The sequence below is a fragment of the Rhodanobacter thiooxydans LCS2 genome (assembly GCF_000264375.1).
GTDB lineage: Bacteria > Pseudomonadota > Gammaproteobacteria > Xanthomonadales > Rhodanobacteraceae > Rhodanobacter > Rhodanobacter thiooxydans.
On sequence record NZ_AJXW01000061.1, the window covers coordinates 1 to 22,836 of the forward strand.

The window sequence follows — 22,836 nt, forward strand, 5'->3', positions numbered from 1 at the left end:
CCAGCGCCGCCTCCACCTCGTCGTTCTTCTGGCTGGCGGTGCCGTGCAGGTTGATGTAGTCCACCAGCGCCGCGTCGAGGCCGGCGCGAGCCAGCGCGTCGTTGAGCGCCAGCTCGGCGCCGAGGCCGTCCGGGTGCGGCGTGGACATGTGGTAGGCGTCGCTGGATTCGCCGTAGCCGAGCAGCTGCGGTGCATCCGGCGCCGCCTCGATGCGCTCCAGCAGGGCGAAGCCGGCGGCCTCGCCGATCGAGATGCCGTTGCGTGCGCTGTCGAACGGGCGGCACGGTTCGGGCGAGACCAGTTCCAGCGCGTTGAAGCCGAACAGCACGCTGTCGCACAAGGTGTCCACGCCGCCGACCAGCGCCGCGTCGACCAGGCCGAGGCGAAGCATCCGCTCGGCGCTGGCGAACACCTTGGCGCTGGACGAGCAGGCGGTGGACACGGTCAGGCACGGCCCTTCCAGCGCGAGCGCGGCGGCGACGAAGCCGACCAGCGAATGCGGCGCGTGGATCGCCGGGCGCAGCATGTCGTCGGGCATGCCGCCGTCGGCATCGAGCCGGCGGTAGGCTTCCTCGGTGGCGCCGATGCTGGCGGTGGAGGTGCCCAGCAGCAGTGCCACGCGGGTGGCGCCGTAGCGCGCGCGCGCCGCGCGCACGCGGTCGAGCAGGCCGTCCTGCTGCAGGCCCAGCCAGGCCAGGCGGTTGTTGCGGCAATCCCAGGCGGCGAGCGCGGCGGGCAGGACGACGTCTTCCACGCCATCGACGCGGCCGATCCAGCACGCCAGCGGCGCGCTGCTGAAGTCGTTCGGTCGCAGGCCGCTGCGGGCGTGCGCGAGCGCGTCGAGCTGCGCCGCCAGGCCGCCGCCCATGGCGGAGGTGGCGGTGTAGGCGGTGACCGCGAGGGGAGTCATCGGGGAAGGCATCCGGAAAGCGTAGCGGCCACCCCTGTGAATGCCTAGTCTGCAAGCGGCGCGCGTTCAGCCGCCGAAGTGCCGCAGAAGGCGCGCGGCGACTATGCTGGTGCGTCCCGAATGCCACGCTTGCTCCGTGCCGCCGAATCCGTCTCCAACCCGCACTCCCTGGCGCTACCTGCGCGACCGCGACGTGCAGCATGCCGCGCTGGTCACCGCGCTGGCGCTGCTGTTCAGCGCGGGCCTGGTCTGGCTGGGCTACCTGATCCACGTCTGCCGGGTCGCCGCGCGCAGCCCGCTGGCGCCGCCGCGGCGCATGGTGGCGCTGGTGTTCGGCCGCCGGCTCGAGCGCGATGCGCCGGAGCACGACTACCAGCAGCGGCTGCGCCGTGCGCTGGCGCTGACCGAGCAGCAGCACACCGGTCACCTGCTGCTGCTCGGCGGCTGCAGCGGCAGCCAGTGCAGCGAGGCCGCCGCCGGCCAGGCCTGGCTGCGGCAACACGGCCTGCCCGACACGGTGCGGCTGGAGCTGGAGCAGGACTCGGTCGATTCGCTGGAGAACCTGCGCCACGCGCGCCGCCTGCTGTTGGCCGAGGCGGGCGACGGCGGCCTGCCGCCGGTGGCGCTGGTGACCAGTCGTTATCACCTGGCCCGCTGCCTGCTGCTGGCGCGCCGGCTCGGTTTCGACGGCAGCCCGGTCGCCGCCGAGCCGGCGTTGCCGCGGCAGCGGCGCTACCTCGGCCTGCTGCTGGTCGAGGCCAGCTACCTGATGTGGATCGACTTGGGCATGCGCTGGGCGCAGCTGATCGGGCACCGGCGGATGCACGCGCGGATCAGCTGAGCGCCGCCTTGTGCGCCGCGCTACCGCCCGGCAGACTGCACGGGCCGTGCGCTTTGCCGGCCTATCAGGGAGGAGACACCATGCCGCGTTCACGGCTCTTGTTGCTGTTGCTGCTGCCCATGCTGCTGCTGACCATGGCGTTCCGCCAGACGCCACTGGTCGACCCGCCGCCGATCGACGTGCCCGCCGGCCTGACCGCGGTGCAGGTGAGCAAGGCGGTCAAGGGCGCGCTGATCGGTCGTACCTGGGTCGTTACCGCCGAGCATGCCGACGGCATCGACGCGGCGCTGAACGGCAACGATTACCAAGCGAAGATCCACGTCGCCTTCGACACGCACCAGGTCAAGATCAGCTACGTCGACAGCACCAACCTCAAGTACAAGGTGAAGAAGGACGGCACCCGCCTGATCCACACCAACTACATGAACTGGATGCGTTACCTCAGTGGCGACATCGGCCGCGATCTGCAGCTGATTTCCGCCGGCGCCGAATCGACGCCGATGGCTTCGCCGGGCGGCTGATTCCCTCGCCATCCGCGATGACGACGGCCCCGCACGCGGGGCCGTCGCCGTTTCCGCGCGACGCCACGCCGCATCCGCCGCAGCGGTCGCCTTGCTAAGCTCGCCGCATCGAACCGACGACGCCAGACGATGAGCGAGCAAGCCAACCAGGCCGAAACCTTCCTGCGCGAACTGCAGGACCGCATCTGCACCGCGATCGAGCAGGCCGATGGCGGCGCGCGGTTCACCGAGGACGCATGGACGCGTGAGGCCGGCGGCGGCGGCCGCACCCGCGTGCTGCGGGATGGCGCGGTGTTCGAGCAGGCCGGGGTGAACTTCTCGCGCGTGCACGGCCACCCGCTGCCGCCCAGCGCCACCGCGCACCGGCCCGAGCTGGCCGGCGGCAGCTTCATCGCCACCGGCGTGTCGCTGGTGCTGCACCCGAAGAACCCGCACGTGCCCACCACCCACGCCAACGTGCGCTACTTCGAAGCGCACAAGGAAGGCGTGGAGCCGGTGTGGTGGTTCGGCGGCGGTTTCGACCTCACTCCGTTCTACCCGGTGGACGAGGACGTGCGCCACTGGCACACGGTGGCGCGCGACCTGTGCGCGCCGTACGGTGCGGACGTCTATCCGCGCTACAAGCAGTGGTGTGACGAATACTTTTATTTGAAGCACCGCGACGAGACGCGCGGTGTCGGCGGGCTGTTCTACGACGATCTCAACGAAGGCGGCTTCGAGCGCTGCTTCGCCTTCACCCGCGATGTGGGCCAGGGTTTCCTCGATGCCTACCTGCCGATCGTCGAACGCCGCAAGGCCACGCCGTACGCCGAGCGCGAGCGCGAGTTCCAGCTGTACCGGCGCGGCCGCTACGTGGAGTTCAACCTGGTCTACGACCGCGGCACGCTGTTCGGCCTGCAGTCGGGCGGCCGCACCGAGTCGATCCTGATGAGCCTGCCGCCGCGGGTGCGCTTCGAGTATGCGTACCAGCCGGAAGCCGGCTCCGCCGAGGCGAAGCTGGCCGAGTACCTGAAGCCGCGCGACTGGCTTTGACACAGCCTCGCGCGTAGGGCGGGCACGGCCCGCCGATTCCCGTTGGCATGCCGTAGGGGCGGGCAGTGCCCGCCCCTACGATCTTACGGCGTGGCACCGCTGAACTTCACAGGCGTTGCGCCCTTCACCGGGCCGATCTGCGCGCTGTCGCTGACCTTCAGCACCACCTCGCGACGAAATTCCAGCGTGCCCTGCACCACCGCGTGCGGGCCGATCACGATCAACGGCTTGCGCTCGCTGCCCCAGTGGAACCAGCCGTTGTTCGGCTTGTCGACCAGGACGCCACCTTCGACGCGCGAATCGGCGCCCACCGTGATGTCGCCCGCCACCGTGCCGATGCCGCCGGCGACGTGGGCGCCGTCCAGCGTGATCGCGCCGTTGACGTTGCCGACCCGGCCACCGACGTCGGCGCCGCGGGCCAGGCGGATGCTGCCGTTGACCGTGCTCACCTCGCCGCTGACCCGGCTGGCGCTGCCCAGGCTGATCGCGCCGTTGACCGTGCCCAGCTTGGTGGCCTGGGCCTTGTCGCCCAGCTCGACCTTGCCGTTGACGGTGCTGGCCTCGCGCACGCTGGCACCGTCGCCGACATGCACCGCGCCGTTGACCGTGCTGACGTCGCCAACCTGCTGGCCGGCTTCGACCTGTACCGAACCGTTGACCTTGTCGAGGTCGTTGTCGCGTGCGCTGGCCTGCGGCGGCAGGCCAAGGCCCAGCGCAAGCGCGGCGAGGATGAGGATTGTCGGGAATCGACGCATGGTGGTCTCCTTGAATGAGGGTACCGCACTAGGATGCGCCGCCGTCGCGAAGGGTTGGCCATGACCTGTGGCAGGGCCGCATTTGACGCTGCCCGGATCGGCCGGCACCATTTCGCATTTACATCCATCGTTGAGCACCTCCATGCACAAACTCGTCCTGATCCGCCACGGCCAATCGCAGTGGAACCTCGACAACCGTTTCAGCGGCTGGGCCGACGTCGACCTCACCGAGCAGGGCATGGCCGAGGCGCGCGAGGCCGGCCGTCTGCTGCGCGAGGACGGCTACACCTTCGACGTGGCGCATACCTCGGTGCTCAAGCGCGCGGTGCGCACGCTGTGGGGCGTGCAGGACGCGATGGACCTGATGTGGATTCCGGTGCTCACCGACTGGCGTCTCAACGAGCGCCACTACGGCGGCCTCACCGGCCTCAACAAAGCCGAGACCGCGGCGAAGTACGGCGAGGACCAGGTGAAGATCTGGCGGCGCAGCTACGACATCCCGCCACCGCCGCTGGAGCGCGACAAGAACGAATCGGTGCACGACCCGCGCTACGCGGCGCTCGATCCGAAGCAGATCCCCGACACCGAGTGCCTGAAGGACACTGTGGCCCGCGTGCTGCCGTACTGGCATGAAGTGCTGGCACCGGCGATCCGCTCCGGCCAGCGCGTGCTGGTCGCCGCGCACGGCAATTCGCTGCGCGCGCTGGTGAAGTACCTCGACGGCATCTCCGACGAGGCGATCGTCGAGCTGAACATCCCCAATGGCGTGCCGCTGGTGTACGAGTTCGACGACGAACTCAAGCCGCTCCGGCACTACTACCTTGGCGACGCCGAGGCGATCGCGGCGAAGATGGCCGCGGTGGCGAACCAGGGCAAGGCAAAGTAGCCGGCGAGCGGTGCAAGGCGGGCATGAGGCAACCTAGGGCGGACACCGTCCGTCGGCTTTTTCGTCCCAGCCCCATGTCGCGGCAGAGGCGGCGGGCGGTGCCCGCCCTACAGGTGTTCGGCATGGTGACGGGTGACAAACGTTAATCGTCAGTCGCGTGCCGCTCGACTAAGCTGCACGCAATTCACCCTGTGCCGATGCCGATGCCAGCCCACCTGACCCACTACCTGATCATGCTGCCGCTACTGGCCTGGATGGTGTGGCGGCGGGTGAGTCGCCAGTTCGGCCGCCAGCCGATCCGGCGCAAGCGGATGATTTTCCGCGTGGTGGTGTTCGCGATCATCGGTGGCCTGCTCGCGCTCGGCGGTTTCCATCGTCTTGCGCTGGCCGAAGGCCTCGCCGGCGGCATGCTGCTCGGCGCGGCGCTGGGCCTGCTCGGGTTGCGCCTGACCCGCTTCGAGGTCGACCCGGTCAAGGGCGACTGCTACGTGCCCAACCCGTGGATCGGCGCACTGCTCACCGTGTTGCTGCTGGGCCGGTTGGGCTGGCGCTTGTTGGTGGCGTGGCCGCAGATGCAGCAGGCGTCGGCCGAGGCGGCGTATGCGGGGCAACCGATGGGCTACGCCGCCAGCCCGCTGACCATGCTGGTGATCGGCCTGCTGGTCGGCTACTACCTCGCCTACTTCAGCGGCCTGCTGATCCACCACCGCCGCTTTCAGCGGGCGCATCCGGGTCGCGACGCCGCGCCGTAGGCCGCGACGGCGGGGCGCGCCGCTCCTCAGGAGGCCGGCGCGTCGAGGTAATCCAGGCTGGCCTGCAGCATCGAGGCCATGCCGATCTTCAGCGCATCCTCGTCGAGGAAGAATTTCGGCGAGTGGTTGGCCGGCGCCTTCGAAGCATCCTGGCCGACTGGCGTGGCGCCGACGAAGAAATACACGCTCGGCACTTTCTGCGCAAAGTAGGCAAAGTCCTCCGAGGCCATCCACGGCCGCGCCTCGATCACATGCTCGCCGCCGATCGCCTTGCGCAGGCTCTCGCGCACGCGCGCAGCCAGCGCGGGGTCGTTGACCAGCACCGGGTTGCTCTCGCCGAGCGGGATCTGCGTCTCGACGGTCGCGCCGTTCGCGGCGGCGAGGTGCTCGGCGATGCCCTTGAGGTTGTCGATCGCCTGCTGGCGCATGCCGGCGTCGAACGTGCGCAGGGTGCCCTGCAGTTCCACCTTGTCCGGCACGATGTTGTAGCGCGAGCCGCCCTCGACGATGCCGAAGCTGAGCACCGCCGGCAGCGTCCCGATGTCCAGCTTGCGGCTGACGATGGTCTGCGCGGTGCTGATGATCTCGGCGGCAGTGACGATCGGATCGACCCCGTTCCACGGCATCGCGCCGTGGGTCTGGCGTCCGTGCACCACCAGGCGGAACCAGTCGGAGCCGGCCATCGTCGGCCCCGGCCGCACCGCCACCGTGCCGGTGTTGAGCGCGCTGACCACGTGCATGCCGAACATTGCGTCGGGCTTGAAATCGCGCAGCATGCCCTGCTTGAGCATCAGCGCGGCGCCGCCCTCCTCGCCGGCCGGCGCGCCTTCCTCGGCCGGCTGGAACACGAACAGCACCGAGCCGTGCAGCCGCTGCTTCATCCCGGCCAGCGCCTGCGCCATGCCCAGCAGCATCGCGGTATGCGCGTCGTGGCCGCAGGCGTGCATCACCCCGACGGTCTTGCCGCGGTACTCGCCCTTCGCCTTCGAGGCGAACGGCAGGTTCACTTCCTCGGTCACCGGCAGCGCGTCCATGTCGGCGCGGAGCGCCAGCCGCGGCCCGGGCAGGTCGCCCTTCAGCAGGCCGACCACGCCGGTGTGCGCGATGCCGGTGTGCACTTCCAGCCCCAGCTTCTTCAACTCCTGCGCGACCAGCGCCGCGGTGCGCACCTCGCGGTTGCTCAGCTCGGGGTGCTGGTGGATGTCGCGCCGCCACGCGACGACCTGCGGCAGTTCCCGCTGCGCCATGGCCTGCGCGCCGGCGGCGTCGGTGGCGTGCAGCGGTGCGATGGCGGCGGCCAGCGCGATGGCGAGGGCGAGGGCGGTGCGATGCATGGGTGTCTCCGTGGGGTGGGTCGATGCCGGCGCGCGGCCGTCGTGGCGGCCGGTTCAGGGCACGATGCTGAAGTCGATTTCGATCGGATAAGGCGCCGGCGTGGCCGGGGGTGGCGGCAGCGTCCAGCCGGTGAAGCGGCCCGCCATGCAGGTGGCGACCGGCGTCGGCGGCAGCACCTCGATCCGGGTTGGCCGGCCGTCGGCCCGCAGGTCGGCGACCAGGGTGAACGGCGACTTGTCGGCCGGCGCATGGTGGGCGATGCAGTCTTTCAGCGCCGTGGTGACGGGATCGCCGATCCTGCTCCACAGCTGCTTCTGATAGGCCGGTCCGCCGGCGGCGGCCTCGGCCAGCCGGCCCTGCGTCACGCGCGCACTGAAATCCTGGCTGGGCGGCCCGGGGGTAGTGGCGAACAGCAGGGCGACGGCAAGCGGAAGAGGCATGGGTGGCTCCGGCAGCGATCCTCAACCGGCACGGTAGCAGTTCATTCGGGCCGATGCTCCAGCGCCAGGTACTCCTCGCTCTGCATCTCGATCAGGCGCGATTCGGTGCGGCCGAACTCGGCGCGCAGGCGTTCGCCGTCGTACAGCTCGGTGATCGGCGCGGCGGCGGACAGTACCAGCTTGACGTGGCGGTCATAGAACTCGTCCACCAGTTGCACGAAGCGCTTGGCGGGGTCCTCGCTGTAGATGGTGAATTGCGGCACGTTGGCCATGATCACCGCCGGCACTGCCTTGGCCAGCGCGATGTAGTCGGCCACCGCGCGTGGCCCTTCGCACAGCGCGGCGAACTCGAACCAGGCGATGTCATCGGCGCGCTTGACGAACGGGATGTCGCGGCCGTTGACGTGCAGGCTGCCGTGCTCCTGCACGTGGCCACGGGCCTGGCCGGCGAAGATCCGTTCCAGCGCGCGATGCGCCTCGGCGCCGGGCGGGGTGAGGTAGACCGACGCCTGGGTCAGCGCGCGCAGGCGCCAGTCGTGCGAGGAGGCCATCTCGACCACGTGGCAGTGCCGTTCGATCAGCGCGATCGCGGGCAGGAAGCGCGCGCGCTGCAGGCCGCCCCGGTACAGGTTGGCCGGTGCGGTGTTGGAGGTGGTGACCAGGGTGACGCCGCGCGCGAACAGCGCGTCGAGCAGGCCCGAGAGGATCATCGCATCGCCGATGTCGTTGACCAGGAACTCGTCCAGGCACAGCACGCGGCAGCGTGCGGCGAGACCGGCGGCCACCTCGACCAGCGGGTTCTGCCGCTCGCCCAGCGTGCGCAGATGCGCGTGCACCTCACCCATGAAACGGTGGAAGTGCCGGCGCAGCACCACGCCGTGCGGCAGGCTGGCGGCGAACAGGTCCATCAGGAAGGTCTTGCCGCGGCCTACCGTGCCCCACAGGTACAAGCCCGGCACGGCCTCCGGCGGCTCGTTGCCGAGCAGCGATTTCAGTCGGCCGAGCAGGCCATTGCCGTTCGCCGCCTCGGCGCACAGCGCTGCATGCATGCGGTCGAATTCCGGCAACAGCGCCAACTGGGTCGGGTCGAACTCCCAGCGGTGCGCGGCGACGCCTTCGAGATAGCGCGCACTGGGCGCGGGCGTGGGGGTTTCACTCATCGAGCGGGCAGGTCTTCGGAGGGGCGGCCGGCGTCAGGCATGCCGCTTCGGCGGCAGCCAGCCCTGCACCGCATGCTTGATCGCGCCGCGCAGGTCCATCAGCCGGCGGTGGAAGAAATGGCTAGTCTCGGGCATGCGCACCAGCTCGGGCCGATGCGCCAGCGTTTCAACCCAGTCGAACACCGCCTGCGGCTCGACGATCTCGTCGGCCTCGCCCTGCACGATCAGCCACGGGCAGCTCGGCAACGCGATCGCGTCGAATGGCCAGCGCCCGACCGGCGGCGCGACGCTGACCAGCGTGTCGGCGTGCAGGCGCACCGCGTTGGCGATGCTCACGTAGCTGCCGAACGAAAAGCCGGCCAGCCACAAGGCGTCGTGCGGGCGCATGCGGCGTACCCAGGCGACCACCGCGGCCAGGTCCTCGCCCTCGCCATCGCCCTTGTCGTACTCGCCCTGCGAACCACCAGCGCCGCGGAAGTTGAAGCGCACGGTGTCCAGCCCGGATTCGCGCAGCGCGCGCTCGACCATTGTCACCACCTTGTTGTGCATGCTGCCGCCCTCGATGGTGAGCGGGTGGCAGATCACCGCCACGCCGCGGCGCGCGCAGGCCGCTTCGGCGACGTCGCTGATCGTCTCCAGCTTGCCCGCCGGGCCGTCGAGCATGAAACTGGCGGCGATATCCGGAAAGCCGGCAGGTGCGGTGGAGAGCTCGGTGGGAGTCATGCACGTGATGATAACCGCCGCGCGCGCCGGCTGCCGCAGGTGCCGCGGATGAACCACCTGGCGCACGCGCTGCTGGCCGGCGACGAGGAGGCCCTGCGGCTGGGCGGCATGCTGGGCGATTTCGTGCACGGCCCGGTGAACGCGGCGCCGTTGCCGCCGCGGGTGATCGCCGGCATTCGCCTGCACCGCGCGATCGACGTCTATACCGACGCCCACCCCGAGGTGCTCGCCGCGCGGACGCTGCTGCCCGCGCCGTATCGCCGCTACGCCGGCATCCTGCTGGACATGTGGTTCGACCACTGCCTGGCGCGGGATTTTCCGCAGTGGAGCGCGCAGCCGCTGGCGGAATACTCCGCCGCGCTGCGCGCGCTGCTGTGGCGGCAGGACGCGCTGCTGCCGCCGGCGCTGCGGCGCTTCCGCGGCTACATGGAGACGCATGGCCTGCCGGCGGCGTACACCGACGACGCCATGCTGGGTGTAGCGCTGGGCGGCATCGGCCAGCGCCTGCGCCGCGCCAACCCGCTGGCCTCGGCGCTGCCGGTGCTGCAGCAGCGGGAAGCGCAACTGCAGCAGCGCTTCGAGGCATTCTTCCCGGAGTTGCGGGAGTTTGCGCGGGAGTGGGTCGGCACGCACGCGCAGTGAGTGGGTGTACTCCCTCCCCAGCGCAAGCAGGGGAGGGTTGGGGAGGGGTGCTTTTGATCTTCCCGGTGACGCGTAACCCCCTCACCTGAAGGACTTCCTGCAGGGGAAGGGGCAAACGAAAACGCCGCCGGAAGGCGGCGTTTGGCGAAAGCTTGTTGGATCAGGCGAAGTTACTTGGCCTGATCGGCCAGCCAGTGCACGGCGTTGGTCACCTGTTCGGCGGTGAGCGCCGGGTTGCCGCCCTTGGGTGGCATGAAGTTGCCGTCCGGGCCGTGATAGCCGTCGATCGCGTGCTTGACCAGGGTGTCGATGCCCTGCGCCAGGCGCGGGCCCCAGGCGGCCTTGTCGCCGGTCTTCGGCGCGCCGGCGACGCCGGAGCCGTGGCAGCTGGTGCACAGGTGGTCGTAGATCGCCTTGCCGTCGGTGGTGCCGCCATAGGCAACCTGCGAAGCGGCGGCCTTGGCGGCGACGTCAGCGGCCACCTGCATGGCGGCGCGGCCGGTGTTGCCGGCATAGACGGCGCCGTCCGGCGCGAGCCGCGCGCTGACGCGGGCCGGCTGTTTCGGGTTGGTTTCCTTCGGCTCGTGCTCGTGGATCGCCAGCGCCGCGAGGATCAGCACCACGGTCAGCACGACCAGACCGCCGATCATGATCGAGAACTGGCGCAACACGCTCTGGTCGGATTTGCTCATGGAACCGCTCACGCACGTACTCCTGTCAGAGGGCGGAGCGGAACGCCACGATGGCTGCCCGGCCTGCCTGAATAGTCTGTTGCTGTCGTGCCGGCCGAGGAATGCGCCCCGGTGCGGCTCCCCGCGAGTGGGTCCGCGGCGCGAATCACGCTTGCCGCCCGGCCTGATGCGGGTCGGACAGGCAACAGTCGGCGATTATAAACGAAGCGCGCGACAAGTTTCAGGTGTGCCGTGGCGCCCCCGCCAGCGGCCCCCCGGGGGCCTGCGGATGGCCGCGCGGCGGGCGTCGCCCCTGCCATCGGTCATGTCGCACCCATGTCAACCGGCATTGTCCAAGTTCGTTGAACTGCCCCTATGCTTCGCTCACCCTGATGCGTGCCGGCAGGGCCCGGCGCGCATCCGTCGTTTTGCCATCGCTTGCTGCACAGCCGTGCGCCGGTGGGCCGCACCGTCCAGTCCAGGAGTTTTACATGTCGCGTTTTTGGAAGATCGCGTTGATCGTCGTTGCCGTGGTCGTGGTGGCGGCGGTGGGCTTCCGCCTGCTGCACAAGCCCGCTCCGGCCGGCACTGCCTCGACGCAGGCGGCGAGCAAGAACAAGGGCGGCAAGGGCGGCAAGGACGAACCGCCGCCGGTGCCGGTCACCGTGGTGCCGGTGGTCAAGCAGAACGTGCCGGTCTACCTGACCGCCCTGGGCACGGTGCAGGCGCTCAACACGGTGGCCGTGAACCCGCAGGTGGGCGGCCAGCTGCTCAGCCTGCATTTCAGCGAGGGTCAGCCGGTGAAGAAGGGCCAGCTGCTGGCGCAGATCGACCCGCGCACCTACCAGGCTGCCTACGACCAGGCGGTGGCGCGCCAGCGCCAGGACCAGGCCCTGGCAGCCACCGCCAAAAGCAACCTGACGCGCAGCCAGGACCTGGCTGCCAAGGGCTACATCTCCAAGCAGGACCTGGACACCCTGCGCAACACCGCCGCCCAGTACGAAGCCGCCGTTGCCGCCGATGCGGCCAACGTACGCGACACCCAGGTACAGCTGAACTACACCCGCGTGCTGTCGCCGATCGACGGCCTCGCCGGTATCCGCGCGGTCGACCCGGGCAACGTGGTCACCACCTCCAGCGCGATCGTCACGCTGACCCAGCTGCACCCGATCAACGTAATGTTCACCCTGCCCGAGCAGAACCTCGACATGGTGCGCAGCGCCGCCGCGAAGGAAGGCGCCGCGCTGCAGGTGACCGCGCTGGACCGCACCGACGCGCACCCGATCGCCAGCGGCGGCGTGCTCAAGGTGATCGACAACCAGATCGACACCAGCACCGGCACGTTCCGCCTGAAATCGGAGTTCCCCAATGCGAACAACGAATTGTGGCCCGGCCAGTTCGTCAACGTGCGCCTGCTGGTGAACACCGTCGACGGCGGTCTGGTGATTCCCGCGCAGGCGGTGCAGCGCGGGCCGGACGGCGACTACGTCTACCAGGTGCAGGCCGACAGCACGGTGAAGATGCAGGCGGTGACGGTGGCCGGTGAGGTGGGCGACAGCCACGTGATGGTCGGCAGCGGCCTCAAGGCAGGCGACCGCGTGGTCACCGAGGGCCAGTTCCGGCTGAAGCCGGGCAGCAAGGTCAATGCGCTGAAGCCAGGTGAAGTGCCGGCGGCGCCAACCGCGGCCGAACTGGAGAAGGCCAAGCAGAATGCCAAGGGTGGCGGCCGTCGCCGCGACTGAGCGGCCGTGCGCCGGCCGGCAGCATGCACCGCGGCCGCGAACGGCTGGCGGTGCCCGGCCATGATCGCGGCTGAAACCGCACCAACACGTCACGGATAGCCATGGGATTCTCGACCCTCTTCATTCGCCGCCCGATCGCCACCTCGCTGCTGATGGTGGCGGTGCTGCTGCTCGGCATCCTGGGCTATCGCCAGCTGCCGGTGTCCGCCCTGCCGGAGATCGAGGCGCCCAGCCTGGTGGTCAGCACGCAGTACCCGGGCGCCAGCGCCAGCACCATGGCGGCGCTGATCACCACGCCGCTGGAGCGCAACCTGGGGCAGATCTCCGGGCTCACCATGATGAGCTCGGACTCCTCCGCCGGGCTGTCCACGATCATCCTGCAGTTCTCGATGGACCGTGACATCGACATCGCCGCGCAGGACGTGCAGGCGGCGATCAACCAGGCCAAGGGCACGCTGCCGGGCAACCTGCCGTACCCGCCGGTGTACAACCGGGTGAATCCGGCCGACGCGCCGATCCTCACCTTGAAGCTCACCTCCGACAGCCGCCAGCTGCGCGAGGTGAACGACCTGGCCGACTCGATCATTGCGCAGAAGCTGTCGCAGGTGCAGGGCGTGGGCCTGGTCTCGATCGCCGGCAACGTGCGCCCCGCGGTGCGCGTGCAGGTGAACCCGGCGCAGCTGTCCAACCTCGGCCTCACCATGGAGGACGTGCGCAGCGCGCTGACCCAGGCCAACGTCAACGCGCCCAAGGGCACGCTGAACGGCAAGACGCAGAGCTACTCGATCGGCACCAACGACCAGCTGAGCGACGCGGCCGAGTACAAGAGCACCATCATCAGCTACAAGAACAACTCGCCGGTGCGGCTGTCCGACGTGGCGAACGTGGTCGATGGTGTGGAGAACGATCAGCTTGCGGCGTGGGCGAACGGCCAGCCGGCGGTGCTGCTGGACGTGCGCCGCCAGCCCGGCGCCAACATCGTGCAGACGGTGGAGCAGATCCGCCGCGTGCTGCCCGAGCTGCGCAGCGCGCTGCCGGCCGACGTGCACCTGGACGTGTTCGCCGACCGCACGGTGACCATCCGCGCCTCGGTGCGTGACGTCGAGTTCACCCTGATCCTCACCGTATTCCTGGTGATCGGCGTGATCTTCGTGTTCCTGCGCCGGCTGTGGGCCACCATCATCCCGTCGGTGGCGGTGCCGCTGTCGCTGATGGGCACGTTCGGCGTGATGGCGTTCACCGGCATGTCGCTGGACAACCTCTCGCTGATGGCGCTGACCGTGGCCACCGGCTTCGTGGTGGACGACGCGATCGTGATGATCGAGAACATCGTGCGCTACATCGAGCAGGGCAAGGACGGCAAGGAGGCGGCCGAGGTCGGCGCGAAGGAGATCGGCTTCACCGTGCTGTCGTTGACCGTGTCGCTGGTGGCGGTGTTCCTGCCGCTGCTGTTGATGCCCGGCGTCACTGGCCGGCTGTTCCACGAATTCGCCTGGGTGCTCACGATCGCGGTGACCATCTCGATGCTGGTGTCGCTGACGCTGACGCCGATGATGTGCGCCTACCTGCTCAAGCCCGACCAGCTGCCCGAGGGCGACGACGCGTACGAGCGCCATGCCGCGGCCGGCAAGCGCACCGTCTGGTCGCGCATCGTCGGCATCTACGAGCGCTCGCTCGACTGGGTGCTCGACCATCAACGCCTGACCATGCTGGTGGCCGGCGCCGCGGTGGTGCTCACCGTGTTCCTGTACATCATCATCCCCAAGGGCCTGCTGCCCGAGCAGGACACCGGCCTGATCACCGGCGTGGTGCAGGCCGACGACAACATCGCCTTCCCGCAAATGGAAGACCGCACCAAGGCCGTCGCCGAGGCGCTGCGCAAGGATCCCGCGGTGGCCGGCGTGGCCGCCTTCATCGGCGCCGGCACCATCAACCCCACGCTCAACCAGGGCCAGCTCTCGATTGTGCTGAAGGACCGCGGCGACCGCGACGGCCTGGACGATCTGCTGCCGCGGCTGCAGCATGCGGTGGCCGGCATCCCCGGCGTGGCGCTGTACCTGAAGCCGGTGCAGGACGTGACCCTGGACAGCCGCGTGGCCGCCACCGAGTACCAGTATTCGCTGTCCGCGGTGAAGTCGTCGGAGCTGGCCGGCTATGCCAGCCAGATGACCCAGGCGATGCGCCAGCGGCCGGAGCTGGCCGACGTGGACAACAACCTGGCCGACAACGGCAACGCGCTCAAGCTCACCATCGACCGCGAGAAGGCCAGCCGTCTCGGCGTGCCGGTGCAGACCATCGACGACACCCTGTACGACGCCTTCGGCCAGCGCCAGATCTCCACCATCTTCACCCAGCTCAACCAGTACCGCGTGGTGCTGGAGGTGGCGCCGGAGTTCCGTACCAGCGACGACCTGCTGACCAAGCTCACCGTGCGCGGCAACGGCAATGGCGCGCTCACCGGCAGCACCGCGACCAGCTTCGGCCAGCTGAAGTCGAGCAATTCGGCCACGCCCTCGGGCATCGGCAACACCGGCAACATCGGCTTCGAGATCGGCGCCGGCGGCAGCATCCCGCTGTCTTCGCTGGTCAGTGCGCAGATGACCAGCGCGCCGCTGGTGGTCAGCCACCAGCAGCAGCTGCCGGCGGTGACGCTGGCGTTCAACGTGGCGCCGGGCTACTCGCTGTCCGACGCGGTGGCGGCGATCCACCAGGTCGAGGCGCAGCTGAACTTCCCGCCGCAGATCCGCGGCGAGTTCGTCGGCAAGGCCGCCGAGTTCGCCTCTTCGCTGGGTGATGAAGTGCTGCTGCTGCTGGCCGCGATCGTGGTGATCTACATCGTGCTGGGCGTGCTGTACGAGAGCTACATCCACCCGCTGACGATCATCTCCACGCTGCCGCCGGCCGGCGTGGGCGCCTTGCTGGCGTTGATGCTGTTCGGCATGAGCCTGTCGGTGGACGGTATCGTCGGCATCGTGCTGCTGATCGGCATCGTCAAGAAGAACGCGATCATGATGATCGACTTCGCCATCGAGGCGCGCCGCACCGGGCTCGATGCGCGCGATGCGATCCGCCGCGCCTGCCTGCTGCGCTTCCGCCCGATCATGATGACCACCGCCGCGGCCATGCTCGGCGCGCTGCCGCTGGCGCTGGGCAACGGCATTGGCGCGGAACTGCGCCGGCCGCTGGGCGTGTCGATCGTCGGCGGCCTGTTGCTGTCGCAGCTGGTCACGCTATACACCACGCCGGTGATCTACCTGTACATGGAGCGTTTTTCCGACTGGTTGGCCGCCCGCCGCGAGCGCCGGGCGCTGACCCGCGCCCCGGCCAGCCGCGCGGCGTGATTCCACCGCGGTGTTCTGCTCCCTCTCCTGCTCGCAGGGGAGGGTCGGAGTGGGGTTGCTCTTCGCGCAACCTCGCGATCAACCTTTCCGCGGCCCGGACGTTGAGGGTGGGATGATTTGTCCCCGCACCTTCGTCCGTCCCCGTCCGCGTTGACTCCATGAACCTCTCCGGTACCTTTATCCGTCGCCCGATCGGCACCTCGCTGCTGGCGATCGGTCTGTTCGTGGCCGGCACGATCTGCTACTTCCTGCTCGGCGTGGCGGCGCTGCCGAACATGCAGTTTCCGGCGATCTTCGTGCAGGCCAGCCAGGCCGGCGCCGACGCCAGCACCATGGCGTCGACCGTGGCCGCGCCGCTGGAACGGCACCTGGGCCAGGTGCCCGGCATCGAGACGATGCGCTCGTCCAGCTCCGAGGGGCGCAGCTTCGTCTTCATGCTGTTCCGCACCGGCACCGACCTGGATGCCGCCGCACGCGACGTGCAGGCGGCGATCAATGCGGCCGCGCCGGACCTGCCCAGCGGCCTCAACGGCGCGCCCAGCTACCAGAAGGCGAACCCGAACGACGACCCGATCATCGCGCTGGCGCTGACCTCGGACACGCAGTCGGCGGCCGACCTGTACAACCTGTCCGACACCCTGCTGGCGCAGCGGCTGCGTCAGCTGCCCGGGGTGTCCTCGGTGGAGATCGCCGGCGCGGCCACGCCGGCGATCCGCGTCGACGTGAACCTGCGCGCGCTGAACGCGATGGGGCTGTCGCCCGACCAGCTGCGCAACGCGCTGAGCGCAGCCAACGTCACCTCGCCCGAAGGCTTCCTGTCCAACGGCGCCAGCACCGTGTCGATCAGCGCCACCGCCCAGTTGCACAGCGCGGAGGACTTCGCCCAGCTGGTCATTGCCAGCCGCAACGGCACGCCGGTGCGGCTGTCCGACGTGGCCAGGGTCTACGCCGGCCAGCAGGACGCCTACCAGGCGGCCTGGTTCCACGGCAAGCCGGCCGTGCTGATGTACGTCTACAAGAAAGCCGACGCGAACATCATCGCCACCGCCGACCTGGTCAAGGAGCAACTGCCGGTGCTGCGCAGTTACCTGCCGCCGGCTACCGCGCTGACCCCGTTCTTCGACGGCACGCCGACCATCCGCGCCTCTTTGCACGAGGTGCAGGCCACGCTGCTGATCTCGCTGGCGATGGTGGTGCTGGTGATGGCGCTGTTCCTGCGCCGGCTGGCGCCCACCCTGATCGCCGCGACGGCGGTGCCGCTGTCGCTGGCCGGCGCGTTCGTGGTGATGTACATCCTCGGCTACACGCTGAACAACCTCACCCTGCTGGCGCTGGTGATCGCGATCGGCTTCGTGGTGGACGACGCGATCGTGGTGATCGAAAACATCATCCGCCACCTCGACGCCGGCATGTCGCGCATGCAGGCGACCCTGGCCGGCGCGCGCGAGATCGGCTTCACCATCGTCTCGATCACCGCATCGCTGGTCGCGGTGTTCATCCCGCTGCTGTTCGCCGGCGGCATCACCGGCATGTTCATGCACGAGTTCTCGATGACCCTGGTGGCGGCGATCGTGGTCTCGGCGCTGGTTTCGCTGACCCTGACGCCGGCGCTGTGCGGACGCTTCCTTGGCGGCCATGCGGCGAAGGAGCCGGCGCCGCCGTCGCGACTCGCCCGCGCGCTGGACGGTTTCCATGCCGGCATGCTGCGCGTGTACACCCGTGCGCTGGATTTCTCGCTGCGCCACGCGCTGGCGTTCTCGCTGACCCCGCTGGCGCTGATCGTGGCCACCTTCTACCTGTTCGGCGTGGTCAAGGCCGGGCTGTTCCCGGCGCAGGACACCGGCCTGATCTGGGGCCGCGCCAGCTCCAGCGCCACCGTCTCGTTCGCCGAAAGCCGCCAGCGACTGGAGCGGCTCACCGCGATGCTGATGGCCGACCCCGACGTCGCCACCGTGGGCTCGCGCCTGGGCAGCGGCCGGCAGGGCACCAGCGGCTCGTTCAACATCGATCTGAAGACCCGCGCCGACGGCCGCCACGACGACACCTTCGCGGTGCTCGCCCGGCTCAGCGCGAAGGCCGCCCACTATCCCGACCTCAACCTGCGCCTGCGCCCGGTGCAGGACCTGCCCAGCGGCGGTGGTGGCGGCACCAGCCAGGGCGCGCAATACCAGGTCTCGCTGCAGGGCAATGACCTGGCCAGCCTGCAGGCATGGCTGCCGAAGCTGCAGGCCGAGCTGAAGAAGAACCCGAAACTGCGCGATGTCGGCACCGACATCGACGAGGCCGGCCTGCGCCAGAACATCGTGATCGACCGCGACAAGGCCGCGAGGCTCGGCGTGTCGATCGGCGCCATCGACGGCGCGCTGTACGACGCGTTCGGCCAGCGCCAGGTGTCCACCATCTACTCGGACATCAACCAGTACCAGGTGGTGGTCAACGCGCTGCCCGAACAGACCGCCACGCCGGAGGCGCTCAACCGCATCTACGTGCGTTCCAGCAGCGGCCGGATGATCCCGATCACCGCGTTCGCACGGCAGGAACCGGGGCTGGCGCCCTCGCAGATCACCCACGAAAACCAGTACACCACGATGGACCTAAGCTTCAACCTCGCGCCGGGCGTGAGCATGGGCGAGGCGATGGCGGTGATCCAGGCCACCGTGAAGAACATGCGCATGCCCGGCGACATCCGGGTGCAGATGGGCAACGACTTCCGCCGCTTCCAGCAGTCGCAGAGCGGCATGGGCTGGCTGATTCTCGCCGCCGTGATCACCGTCTACATCGTGCTCGGCATGCTGTACGAGAACCTGATCCATCCGATCACCATCCTGTCCACCCTGCCGGCTGCCGGGGTGGGCGCGTTGCTGGCGCTGTGGATCACCGGCACCGAGCTGTCGGTGGTGGCGCAGATCGCGCTGGTGCTGTTGATCGGCATTGTCAAGAAGAACGCGATCATGATGATCGACTTCGCCCTGGTCGCCCAGCGCGAACACGGCAAGAGTCCGCTGGAAGCGGCGCGCGAGGCGTGCACGGTGCGCTTCCGCCCGATCATGATGACCACCATGGTCGCCATCCTCGCCGCGCTGCCGATCGCCATCGGCCTCGGCGAAGGCAGCGAACTGCGCCGCCCGCTCGGCATCGCCCTGATCGGCGGCCTGCTGATCTCGCAAAGCCTCACCCTGCTCAGCACCCCGGCGCTGTACGTGATCTTCTCGTGCCTGGCCGAACGCAGAAGGGCGTGGTGGGCGCGGCGGCAAGGGCGCAAGCCGATGGTGGCGCGTCCCGGTATCGGTTGATCCGGTTGCCTGTCGCGCGATATCCAGCTGAACGCTTCGCCAGAACGCTCACAACCCGTTAACCGCAAGCCGGCTATCACAGGCCCACTCTTCCCGGAAGGAGCGGCGCGATGGGCAACGAGACCGGCAAGGCAGATTTTTCCAATGTGCAGGGCGGGGTGGAATCCACCGCGCCGGATGCGCCGCCCAAGGCGGATTTCAGCAACGTGCAGTCGCAGGTCGGCTCCACCGCTGACAGGGATACCACCTATACCGTGGCAGCTGGCGACAACCTCACGAAGATCGCGAAACACTTCTACGGCGACGCGAATGCATGGAAGCCGATCTTCGACGCCAACCGCGGCCAGCTTTCCGATCCGGACCGGATCAGGGTCGGTCAGGTCCTGAAGATCCCCGCCAAGTCCTGAAGCAGGAGGTACCCCCATGAAGATGACTCGCCAACCCTTGATCCTTGCCGTGTCGCTGGCTGCGATGCTGGTGCTGGGCGCCTGCGGCAAGAACAACAACGAATCGGCGGCGCCGTCGCCGTCCACCGCACCACCACCGGCGGCGACGGCGCCCGCATCGGCGCCTGCGCCCGCACCGGCCACCACCGCTCCGAGCGCGATGAACAACGGCGCGCCCGCCACGGTCACGGTCGGCTCGGTAGAGCTGGGCTCGACGGTCGACGCAAACCACAAGATCCTCGCCAGCGGCACCAGCTTCGCACCGAAGGACACCATCTACGCCTCGGTCGACACCAGCGGCAACGGCAATGCGACGCTGGCGGCGAAATGGACCTATCAGGATGGCCAGGTGGTGCACGAGGACAGCAAGACGCTCAATGCGATGGGCCCGGAGACCACCGCCTTCATGATCAGCAAACCGGACGGTTTCCCGGCCGGCAACTACAAGGTGGACATCTCGCTGGACGGCAACCAGGTCGCCAGCAAGGATTTCTCAGTCAAGTAAGTTGCGACCAAGGCAGAGATGCGGGAAGCGTGGCTATGTCGCGCTTTTCTCGCGGGCTGGTGCACACACGCCGCTTCGGCTTGGAACAGCGGTTCGCCCATGTGCGGGAGAGCTGTTCGGCCATAACCATATAGCTGGCACAGAATAGAGCCCTTCAGCTGGTGAAAATCTCGGAGGTCCGCTGCGTGCCGTCGGCGATTCCGTACCGTTGGCGATTCAATGAGGCCGCAGCTCTTCGCTGCGGATCACTGCATTTTCGGTTAGAGGGCCGCAGTCGTCGGAACATGCTTCAATGAGGCCGCAGCTCTTCGCTGCGGATCACAGCATATCGAGAAAGAAGAACCCTTCTGGGCGATCGAGCTTCAATGAGGCCGCAGCTCTTCGCTGCGGATCACCTGCGGAAGCCGATGAAGATCTGCTCGGTGCCGCTGCTTCAATGAGGCGGCAGCTCTTCGCTGCGGATCACTTGGGACCCGGCCAATGAGAGCGTGGAGGACTTCGAGCTTCAATGAGGCCGCAGCTCTTCGCTGCGGATCACCGCGTTGCTGCGCACGTCGGTGGGGCTGTTCGTGGTGCTTCAATGAGGCCGCAGCTCTTCGCTGCGGATCACGGCGCTTGGTCGGATCGTCCAGGCCGTTGAGCCGCGCGCTTCAATGAGGCCGCAGCTCTTCGCTGCGGATCACCAGCATCTGCTGGTTGATCGCGGACAGCGCGCCGGCGCTTCAATGAGGCCGCAGCTCTTCGCTGCGGATCACGCGGCTGGGCAAGCGCTACGACGCCGTAGCCACCATGCTTCAATGAGGCCGCAGCTCTTCGCTGCGGATCACCGCGCTGCGGCGTGAAGGAGGCCGCCAGCACCGCGTCGCTTCAATGAGGCCGCAGCTCTTCGCTGCGGATCACCGCAACGCCAGCATGTACGCCAAGGGCATCCTGTCGCTTCAATGAGGCCGCAGCTCTTCGCTGCGGATCACCAAGCCGCAGGCGCAGCAGGCGGTGGCCTACCTGGTGCTTCAATGAGGCCGCAGCTCTTCGCTGCGGATCACGAGGAAGGCGCCCGCGCTGTCGCGGGTGGCCTGGTCGCTTCAATGAGGCCGCAGCTCTTCGCTGCGGATCACCTGCGCCGAGGTCGTGGATACGTGGTCGATCTGATAGCTTCAATGAGGCCGCAGCTCTTCGCTGCGGATCACCGTAGGGATGGACGGCGCCGCGCGGCGCACGACGCCGCTTCAATGAGGCCGCAGCTCTTCGCTGCGGATCACGCACCTCGTCTAATGTTCCGCTGCACTACGATCCTGTGCTTCAATGAGGCCGCAGCTCTTCGCTGCGGATCACCGTCGTGTAGCCACGGCTCGCCGGTGCGGGGGTTGTGGCTTCAATGAGGCCGCAGCTCTTCGCTGCGGATCACGAAATTCACGCATGAGGAGCGGGCACATGAGTATCGGCTTCAATGAGGCCGCAGCTCTTCGCTGCGGATCACCTCGCTTCGGCGTGAGCCGCGCCACCGGCTATCGCTAGCTTCAATGAGGCCGCAGCTCTTCGCTGCGGATCACCGCCATGCGCTTGCGCCTGGCCGATGGCCGCATCTAGCTTCAATGAGGCCGCAGCTCTTCGCTGCGGATCACGAGACAAAAATGGTAAACAGCGCAAGAAGAAGAACGGCTTCAATGAGGCCGCAGCTCTTCGCTGCGGATCACAACAGCGCGACCAGTACGAACCAGCCCGCGAAATCTGGCTTCAATGAGGCCGCAGCTCTTCGCTGCGGATCACGGCGCGCAGTAGTCCCATTCCACGGGATACCCCATGCTTCAATGAGGCCGCAGCTCTTCGCTGCGGATCACCTCGGCGGCGGTATCCCACGGCCGAACAACCGGCGAAGCTTCAATGAGGCCGCAGCTCTTCGCTGCGGATCACTCGTTCACCGTGCCGTCCAGCACCGCGCTCGGGGAGCTTCAATGAGGCCGCAGCTCTTCGCTGCGGATCACCGAGGCCGAAAGGGGAGGAAGTCTCTTTTTACTCCGGCTTCAATGAGGCCGCAGCTCTTCGCTGCGGATCACCACCGGCAACGGCGTCATTGAGTTGCTGATGGCCCAGCTTCAATGAGGCCGCAGCTCTTCGCTGCGGATCACATGCGGCGCGAGCCGAGGCCGTGCGCATCGAAACCGAGCTTCAATGAGGCCGCAGCTCTTCGCTGCGGATCACCTTACGTCTCGTGAAAAGCATGAGCGCATCGCCTTTGCTTCAATGAGGCCGCAGCTCTTCGCTGCGGATCACCAACCCTGGCATCACGTATGCGCGGCGCGCAGCCGCAGCTTCAATGAGGCCGCAGCTCTTCGCTGCGGATCACTTCTCGTGACCCTCCACCACGTCGGTCTCGGTATCGCTTCAATGAGGCCGCAGCTCTTCGCTGCGGATCACCGGGGAATGCCGCGATGATACGCATGGCTTAGATCCTGCTTCAATGAGGCCGCAGCTCTTCGCTGCGGATCACCCGCGCGCCTTGCTCGCCGGTCACATCGTTGACGAAGCTTCAATGAGGCCGCAGCTCTTCGCTGCGGATCACATGGTCGGGCAGACGGTGGCGGTGTTCGCCGCAGTTGCTTCAATGAGGCCGCAGCTCTTCGCTGCGGATCACATCTGCGAGACGGCCGGCATGCTCGGCGCGTGGCTGGCTTCAATGAGGCCGCAGCTCTTCGCTGCGGATCACAAGCAGAAGGTCACCGCCCTGCGCGGTGCGTTCGAGCTTCAATGAGGCCGCAGCTCTTCGCTGCGGATCACGCACAAGCACGCGCCGATGCGAGCGCATTGCCTCGCGCTTCAATGAGGCCGCAGCTCTTCGCTGCG

Annotated in this window: 18 protein-coding genes and 1 CRISPR repeat array (1 of these 19 only partly in view); of the genes, 11 read left to right on the forward strand and 7 right to left on the reverse strand. The window is 68.3% G+C overall.

Annotated elements, in window-relative coordinates:
- Positions 1 to 910, reverse strand: a 910-nt coding sequence (locus UUA_RS12550; RefSeq protein WP_008437445.1) for a beta-ketoacyl synthase N-terminal-like domain-containing protein, incomplete at its 3' end; no start/stop codon positions are given.
- A gap of 136 nt (positions 911 to 1,046) precedes the next feature.
- Here UUA_RS12550 and UUA_RS12555 point away from each other — a divergent pair.
- The 3 genes from UUA_RS12555 to hemF all read left to right on the forward strand — a co-directional run bounded on the left by UUA_RS12555 (position 1,047) and on the right by hemF (position 3,304).
- Positions 1,047 to 1,751 carry a YdcF family protein gene (locus tag UUA_RS12555; protein ID WP_039953987.1) on the forward strand — a complete coding sequence of 235 codons (705 nt, stop codon included), beginning with the start codon at positions 1,047 to 1,049 and terminating at the stop codon, positions 1,749 to 1,751.
- A gap of 80 nt (positions 1,752 to 1,831) precedes the next feature.
- Positions 1,832 to 2,272, forward strand: a complete 441-nt coding sequence (locus UUA_RS12560) for a hypothetical protein (RefSeq protein WP_008437447.1) — start codon at positions 1,832 to 1,834, stop codon at positions 2,270 to 2,272.
- A gap of 129 nt (positions 2,273 to 2,401) precedes the next feature.
- Positions 2,402 to 3,304, forward strand: coding sequence for an oxygen-dependent coproporphyrinogen oxidase (hemF, locus tag UUA_RS12565; RefSeq protein ID WP_008437449.1), 903 nt, complete (start codon positions 2,402 to 2,404; stop codon positions 3,302 to 3,304).
- Positions 3,305 to 3,387: 83 nt separating this feature from the next.
- On the opposite strand, the gene UUA_RS12570 is transcribed toward hemF, so the two are convergent.
- Positions 3,388 to 4,059 (reverse strand): DUF4097 family beta strand repeat-containing protein, encoded by a 672-nt coding sequence (locus tag UUA_RS12570; RefSeq protein ID WP_008437451.1) that lies wholly within the window; start codon positions 4,057 to 4,059, stop codon positions 3,388 to 3,390.
- A gap of 142 nt (positions 4,060 to 4,201) precedes the next feature.
- Here UUA_RS12570 and gpmA point away from each other — a divergent pair, with 142 nt between their 5' ends.
- On the forward strand, positions 4,202 to 4,945 hold the full coding sequence (gene gpmA / locus UUA_RS12575) for a 2,3-diphosphoglycerate-dependent phosphoglycerate mutase (RefSeq protein ID WP_008437452.1): 744 nt from the start codon (positions 4,202 to 4,204) through the stop codon (positions 4,943 to 4,945).
- A gap of 203 nt (positions 4,946 to 5,148) precedes the next feature.
- Positions 5,149 to 5,697: a CcdC protein domain-containing protein gene (locus UUA_RS12580; RefSeq protein WP_039953988.1), complete on the forward strand. Its 549-nt coding sequence runs from the start codon at positions 5,149 to 5,151 to the stop codon at positions 5,695 to 5,697.
- 26 nt (positions 5,698 to 5,723) lie between these two features.
- Here UUA_RS12580 and UUA_RS12585 read toward each other — a convergent pair whose 3' ends face one another.
- From UUA_RS12585 to UUA_RS12600, 4 genes are read right to left on the reverse strand one after another with little or no spacing between them, the layout of a single operon-like run.
- A complete protein-coding gene (locus UUA_RS12585; RefSeq protein ID WP_008437455.1) occupies positions 5,724 to 7,031 on the reverse strand; it encodes an amidohydrolase in 1,308 nt (435 codons plus the stop codon).
- Positions 7,032 to 7,085: 54 nt separating this feature from the next.
- A complete protein-coding gene (locus UUA_RS12590; protein WP_008437456.1) occupies positions 7,086 to 7,472 on the reverse strand; it encodes a hypothetical protein in 387 nt (128 codons plus the stop codon).
- A 41-nt stretch (positions 7,473 to 7,513) separates the two neighbouring features.
- A complete protein-coding gene (gene zapE / locus UUA_RS12595; protein WP_008437458.1) occupies positions 7,514 to 8,632 on the reverse strand; it encodes a cell division protein ZapE in 1,119 nt (372 codons plus the stop codon).
- Positions 8,633 to 8,665: 33 nt separating this feature from the next.
- Complete coding sequence (locus UUA_RS12600; protein ID WP_039953984.1) at positions 8,666 to 9,355, reverse strand: alpha/beta hydrolase; 690 nt, start codon at positions 9,353 to 9,355, stop codon at positions 8,666 to 8,668.
- 48 nt (positions 9,356 to 9,403) lie between these two features.
- Here UUA_RS12600 and UUA_RS12605 point away from each other — a divergent pair, with 48 nt between their 5' ends.
- The gene (locus UUA_RS12605; RefSeq protein ID WP_008437460.1) at positions 9,404 to 9,997 is read left to right on the forward strand and encodes an acyl carrier protein phosphodiesterase; all 594 of its coding nucleotides are present in this window, start codon (positions 9,404 to 9,406) and stop codon (positions 9,995 to 9,997) included.
- Between the two features lie 170 nt (positions 9,998 to 10,167).
- Here the strand turns inward: UUA_RS12605 and UUA_RS12610 are convergent, their stop codons facing one another.
- Entirely contained in the window at positions 10,168 to 10,689 is a 522-nt protein-coding gene (locus UUA_RS12610) for a c-type cytochrome (RefSeq protein WP_008437461.1), read from the reverse strand.
- Between the two features lie 470 nt (positions 10,690 to 11,159).
- Here UUA_RS12610 and UUA_RS12615 point away from each other — a divergent pair, with 470 nt between their 5' ends.
- From UUA_RS12615 to UUA_RS12635, 5 genes are all read left to right on the forward strand, one after another.
- The gene (locus UUA_RS12615; RefSeq protein WP_008437462.1) at positions 11,160 to 12,410 is read left to right on the forward strand and encodes an efflux RND transporter periplasmic adaptor subunit; all 1,251 of its coding nucleotides are present in this window, start codon (positions 11,160 to 11,162) and stop codon (positions 12,408 to 12,410) included.
- Between the two features lie 101 nt (positions 12,411 to 12,511).
- Positions 12,512 to 15,751: an efflux RND transporter permease subunit gene (locus UUA_RS12620; protein ID WP_008437463.1), complete on the forward strand. Its 3,240-nt coding sequence runs from the start codon at positions 12,512 to 12,514 to the stop codon at positions 15,749 to 15,751.
- Positions 15,752 to 15,909: 158 nt separating this feature from the next.
- Complete coding sequence (locus UUA_RS12625; protein ID WP_008437465.1) at positions 15,910 to 19,044, forward strand: efflux RND transporter permease subunit; 3,135 nt, start codon at positions 15,910 to 15,912, stop codon at positions 19,042 to 19,044.
- A 110-nt stretch (positions 19,045 to 19,154) separates the two neighbouring features.
- Positions 19,155 to 19,451: a LysM peptidoglycan-binding domain-containing protein gene (locus UUA_RS12630; RefSeq protein ID WP_008437466.1), complete on the forward strand. Its 297-nt coding sequence runs from the start codon at positions 19,155 to 19,157 to the stop codon at positions 19,449 to 19,451.
- A gap of 16 nt (positions 19,452 to 19,467) precedes the next feature.
- Positions 19,468 to 19,995 (forward strand): hypothetical protein, encoded by a 528-nt coding sequence (locus UUA_RS12635; RefSeq protein ID WP_008437467.1) that lies wholly within the window; start codon positions 19,468 to 19,470, stop codon positions 19,993 to 19,995.
- A 213-nt stretch (positions 19,996 to 20,208) separates the two neighbouring features.
- Positions 20,209 to 22,836: direct repeats of the CRISPR family, unit length 36 nt; unit sequence GCTTCAATGAGGCCGCAGCTCTTCGCTGCGGATCAC (it continues 3,759 nt past the right edge of the window).

Bases quoted from the DNA above. Each gene is read 5' to 3' on its own strand.
- UUA_RS12590 (WP_008437456.1), bottom strand. From the start codon at position 7,472: ATGCCTCTTCCGCTTGCCGTCGCCCTGCTGTTCGCCACTACCCCCGGG.
- gpmA (WP_008437452.1), top strand. From the start codon at position 4,202: ATGCACAAACTCGTCCTGATCCGCCACGGCCAATCGCAGTGGAACCTC.
- UUA_RS12570 (WP_008437451.1), bottom strand. From the start codon at position 4,059: ATGCGTCGATTCCCGACAATCCTCATCCTCGCCGCGCTTGCGCTGGGC.
- UUA_RS12585 (WP_008437455.1), bottom strand. From the start codon at position 7,031: ATGCATCGCACCGCCCTCGCCCTCGCCATCGCGCTGGCCGCCGCCATC.
- UUA_RS12630 (WP_008437466.1), top strand. From the start codon at position 19,155: ATGGGCAACGAGACCGGCAAGGCAGATTTTTCCAATGTGCAGGGCGGG.
- UUA_RS12600 (WP_039953984.1), bottom strand. From the start codon at position 9,355: ATGACTCCCACCGAGCTCTCCACCGCACCTGCCGGCTTTCCGGATATC.
- UUA_RS12625 (WP_008437465.1), top strand. From the start codon at position 15,910: ATGAACCTCTCCGGTACCTTTATCCGTCGCCCGATCGGCACCTCGCTG.
- UUA_RS12615 (WP_008437462.1), top strand. From the start codon at position 11,160: ATGTCGCGTTTTTGGAAGATCGCGTTGATCGTCGTTGCCGTGGTCGTG.
- zapE (WP_008437458.1), bottom strand. From the start codon at position 8,632: ATGAGTGAAACCCCCACGCCCGCGCCCAGTGCGCGCTATCTCGAAGGC.
- UUA_RS12580 (WP_039953988.1), top strand. From the start codon at position 5,149: ATGCCAGCCCACCTGACCCACTACCTGATCATGCTGCCGCTACTGGCC.
- UUA_RS12605 (WP_008437460.1), top strand. From the start codon at position 9,404: ATGAACCACCTGGCGCACGCGCTGCTGGCCGGCGACGAGGAGGCCCTG.
- UUA_RS12620 (WP_008437463.1), top strand. From the start codon at position 12,512: ATGGGATTCTCGACCCTCTTCATTCGCCGCCCGATCGCCACCTCGCTG.
- UUA_RS12610 (WP_008437461.1), bottom strand. From the start codon at position 10,689: ATGAGCAAATCCGACCAGAGCGTGTTGCGCCAGTTCTCGATCATGATC.
- UUA_RS12635 (WP_008437467.1), top strand. From the start codon at position 19,468: ATGAAGATGACTCGCCAACCCTTGATCCTTGCCGTGTCGCTGGCTGCG.
- UUA_RS12560 (WP_008437447.1), top strand. From the start codon at position 1,832: ATGCCGCGTTCACGGCTCTTGTTGCTGTTGCTGCTGCCCATGCTGCTG.
- hemF (WP_008437449.1), top strand. From the start codon at position 2,402: ATGAGCGAGCAAGCCAACCAGGCCGAAACCTTCCTGCGCGAACTGCAG.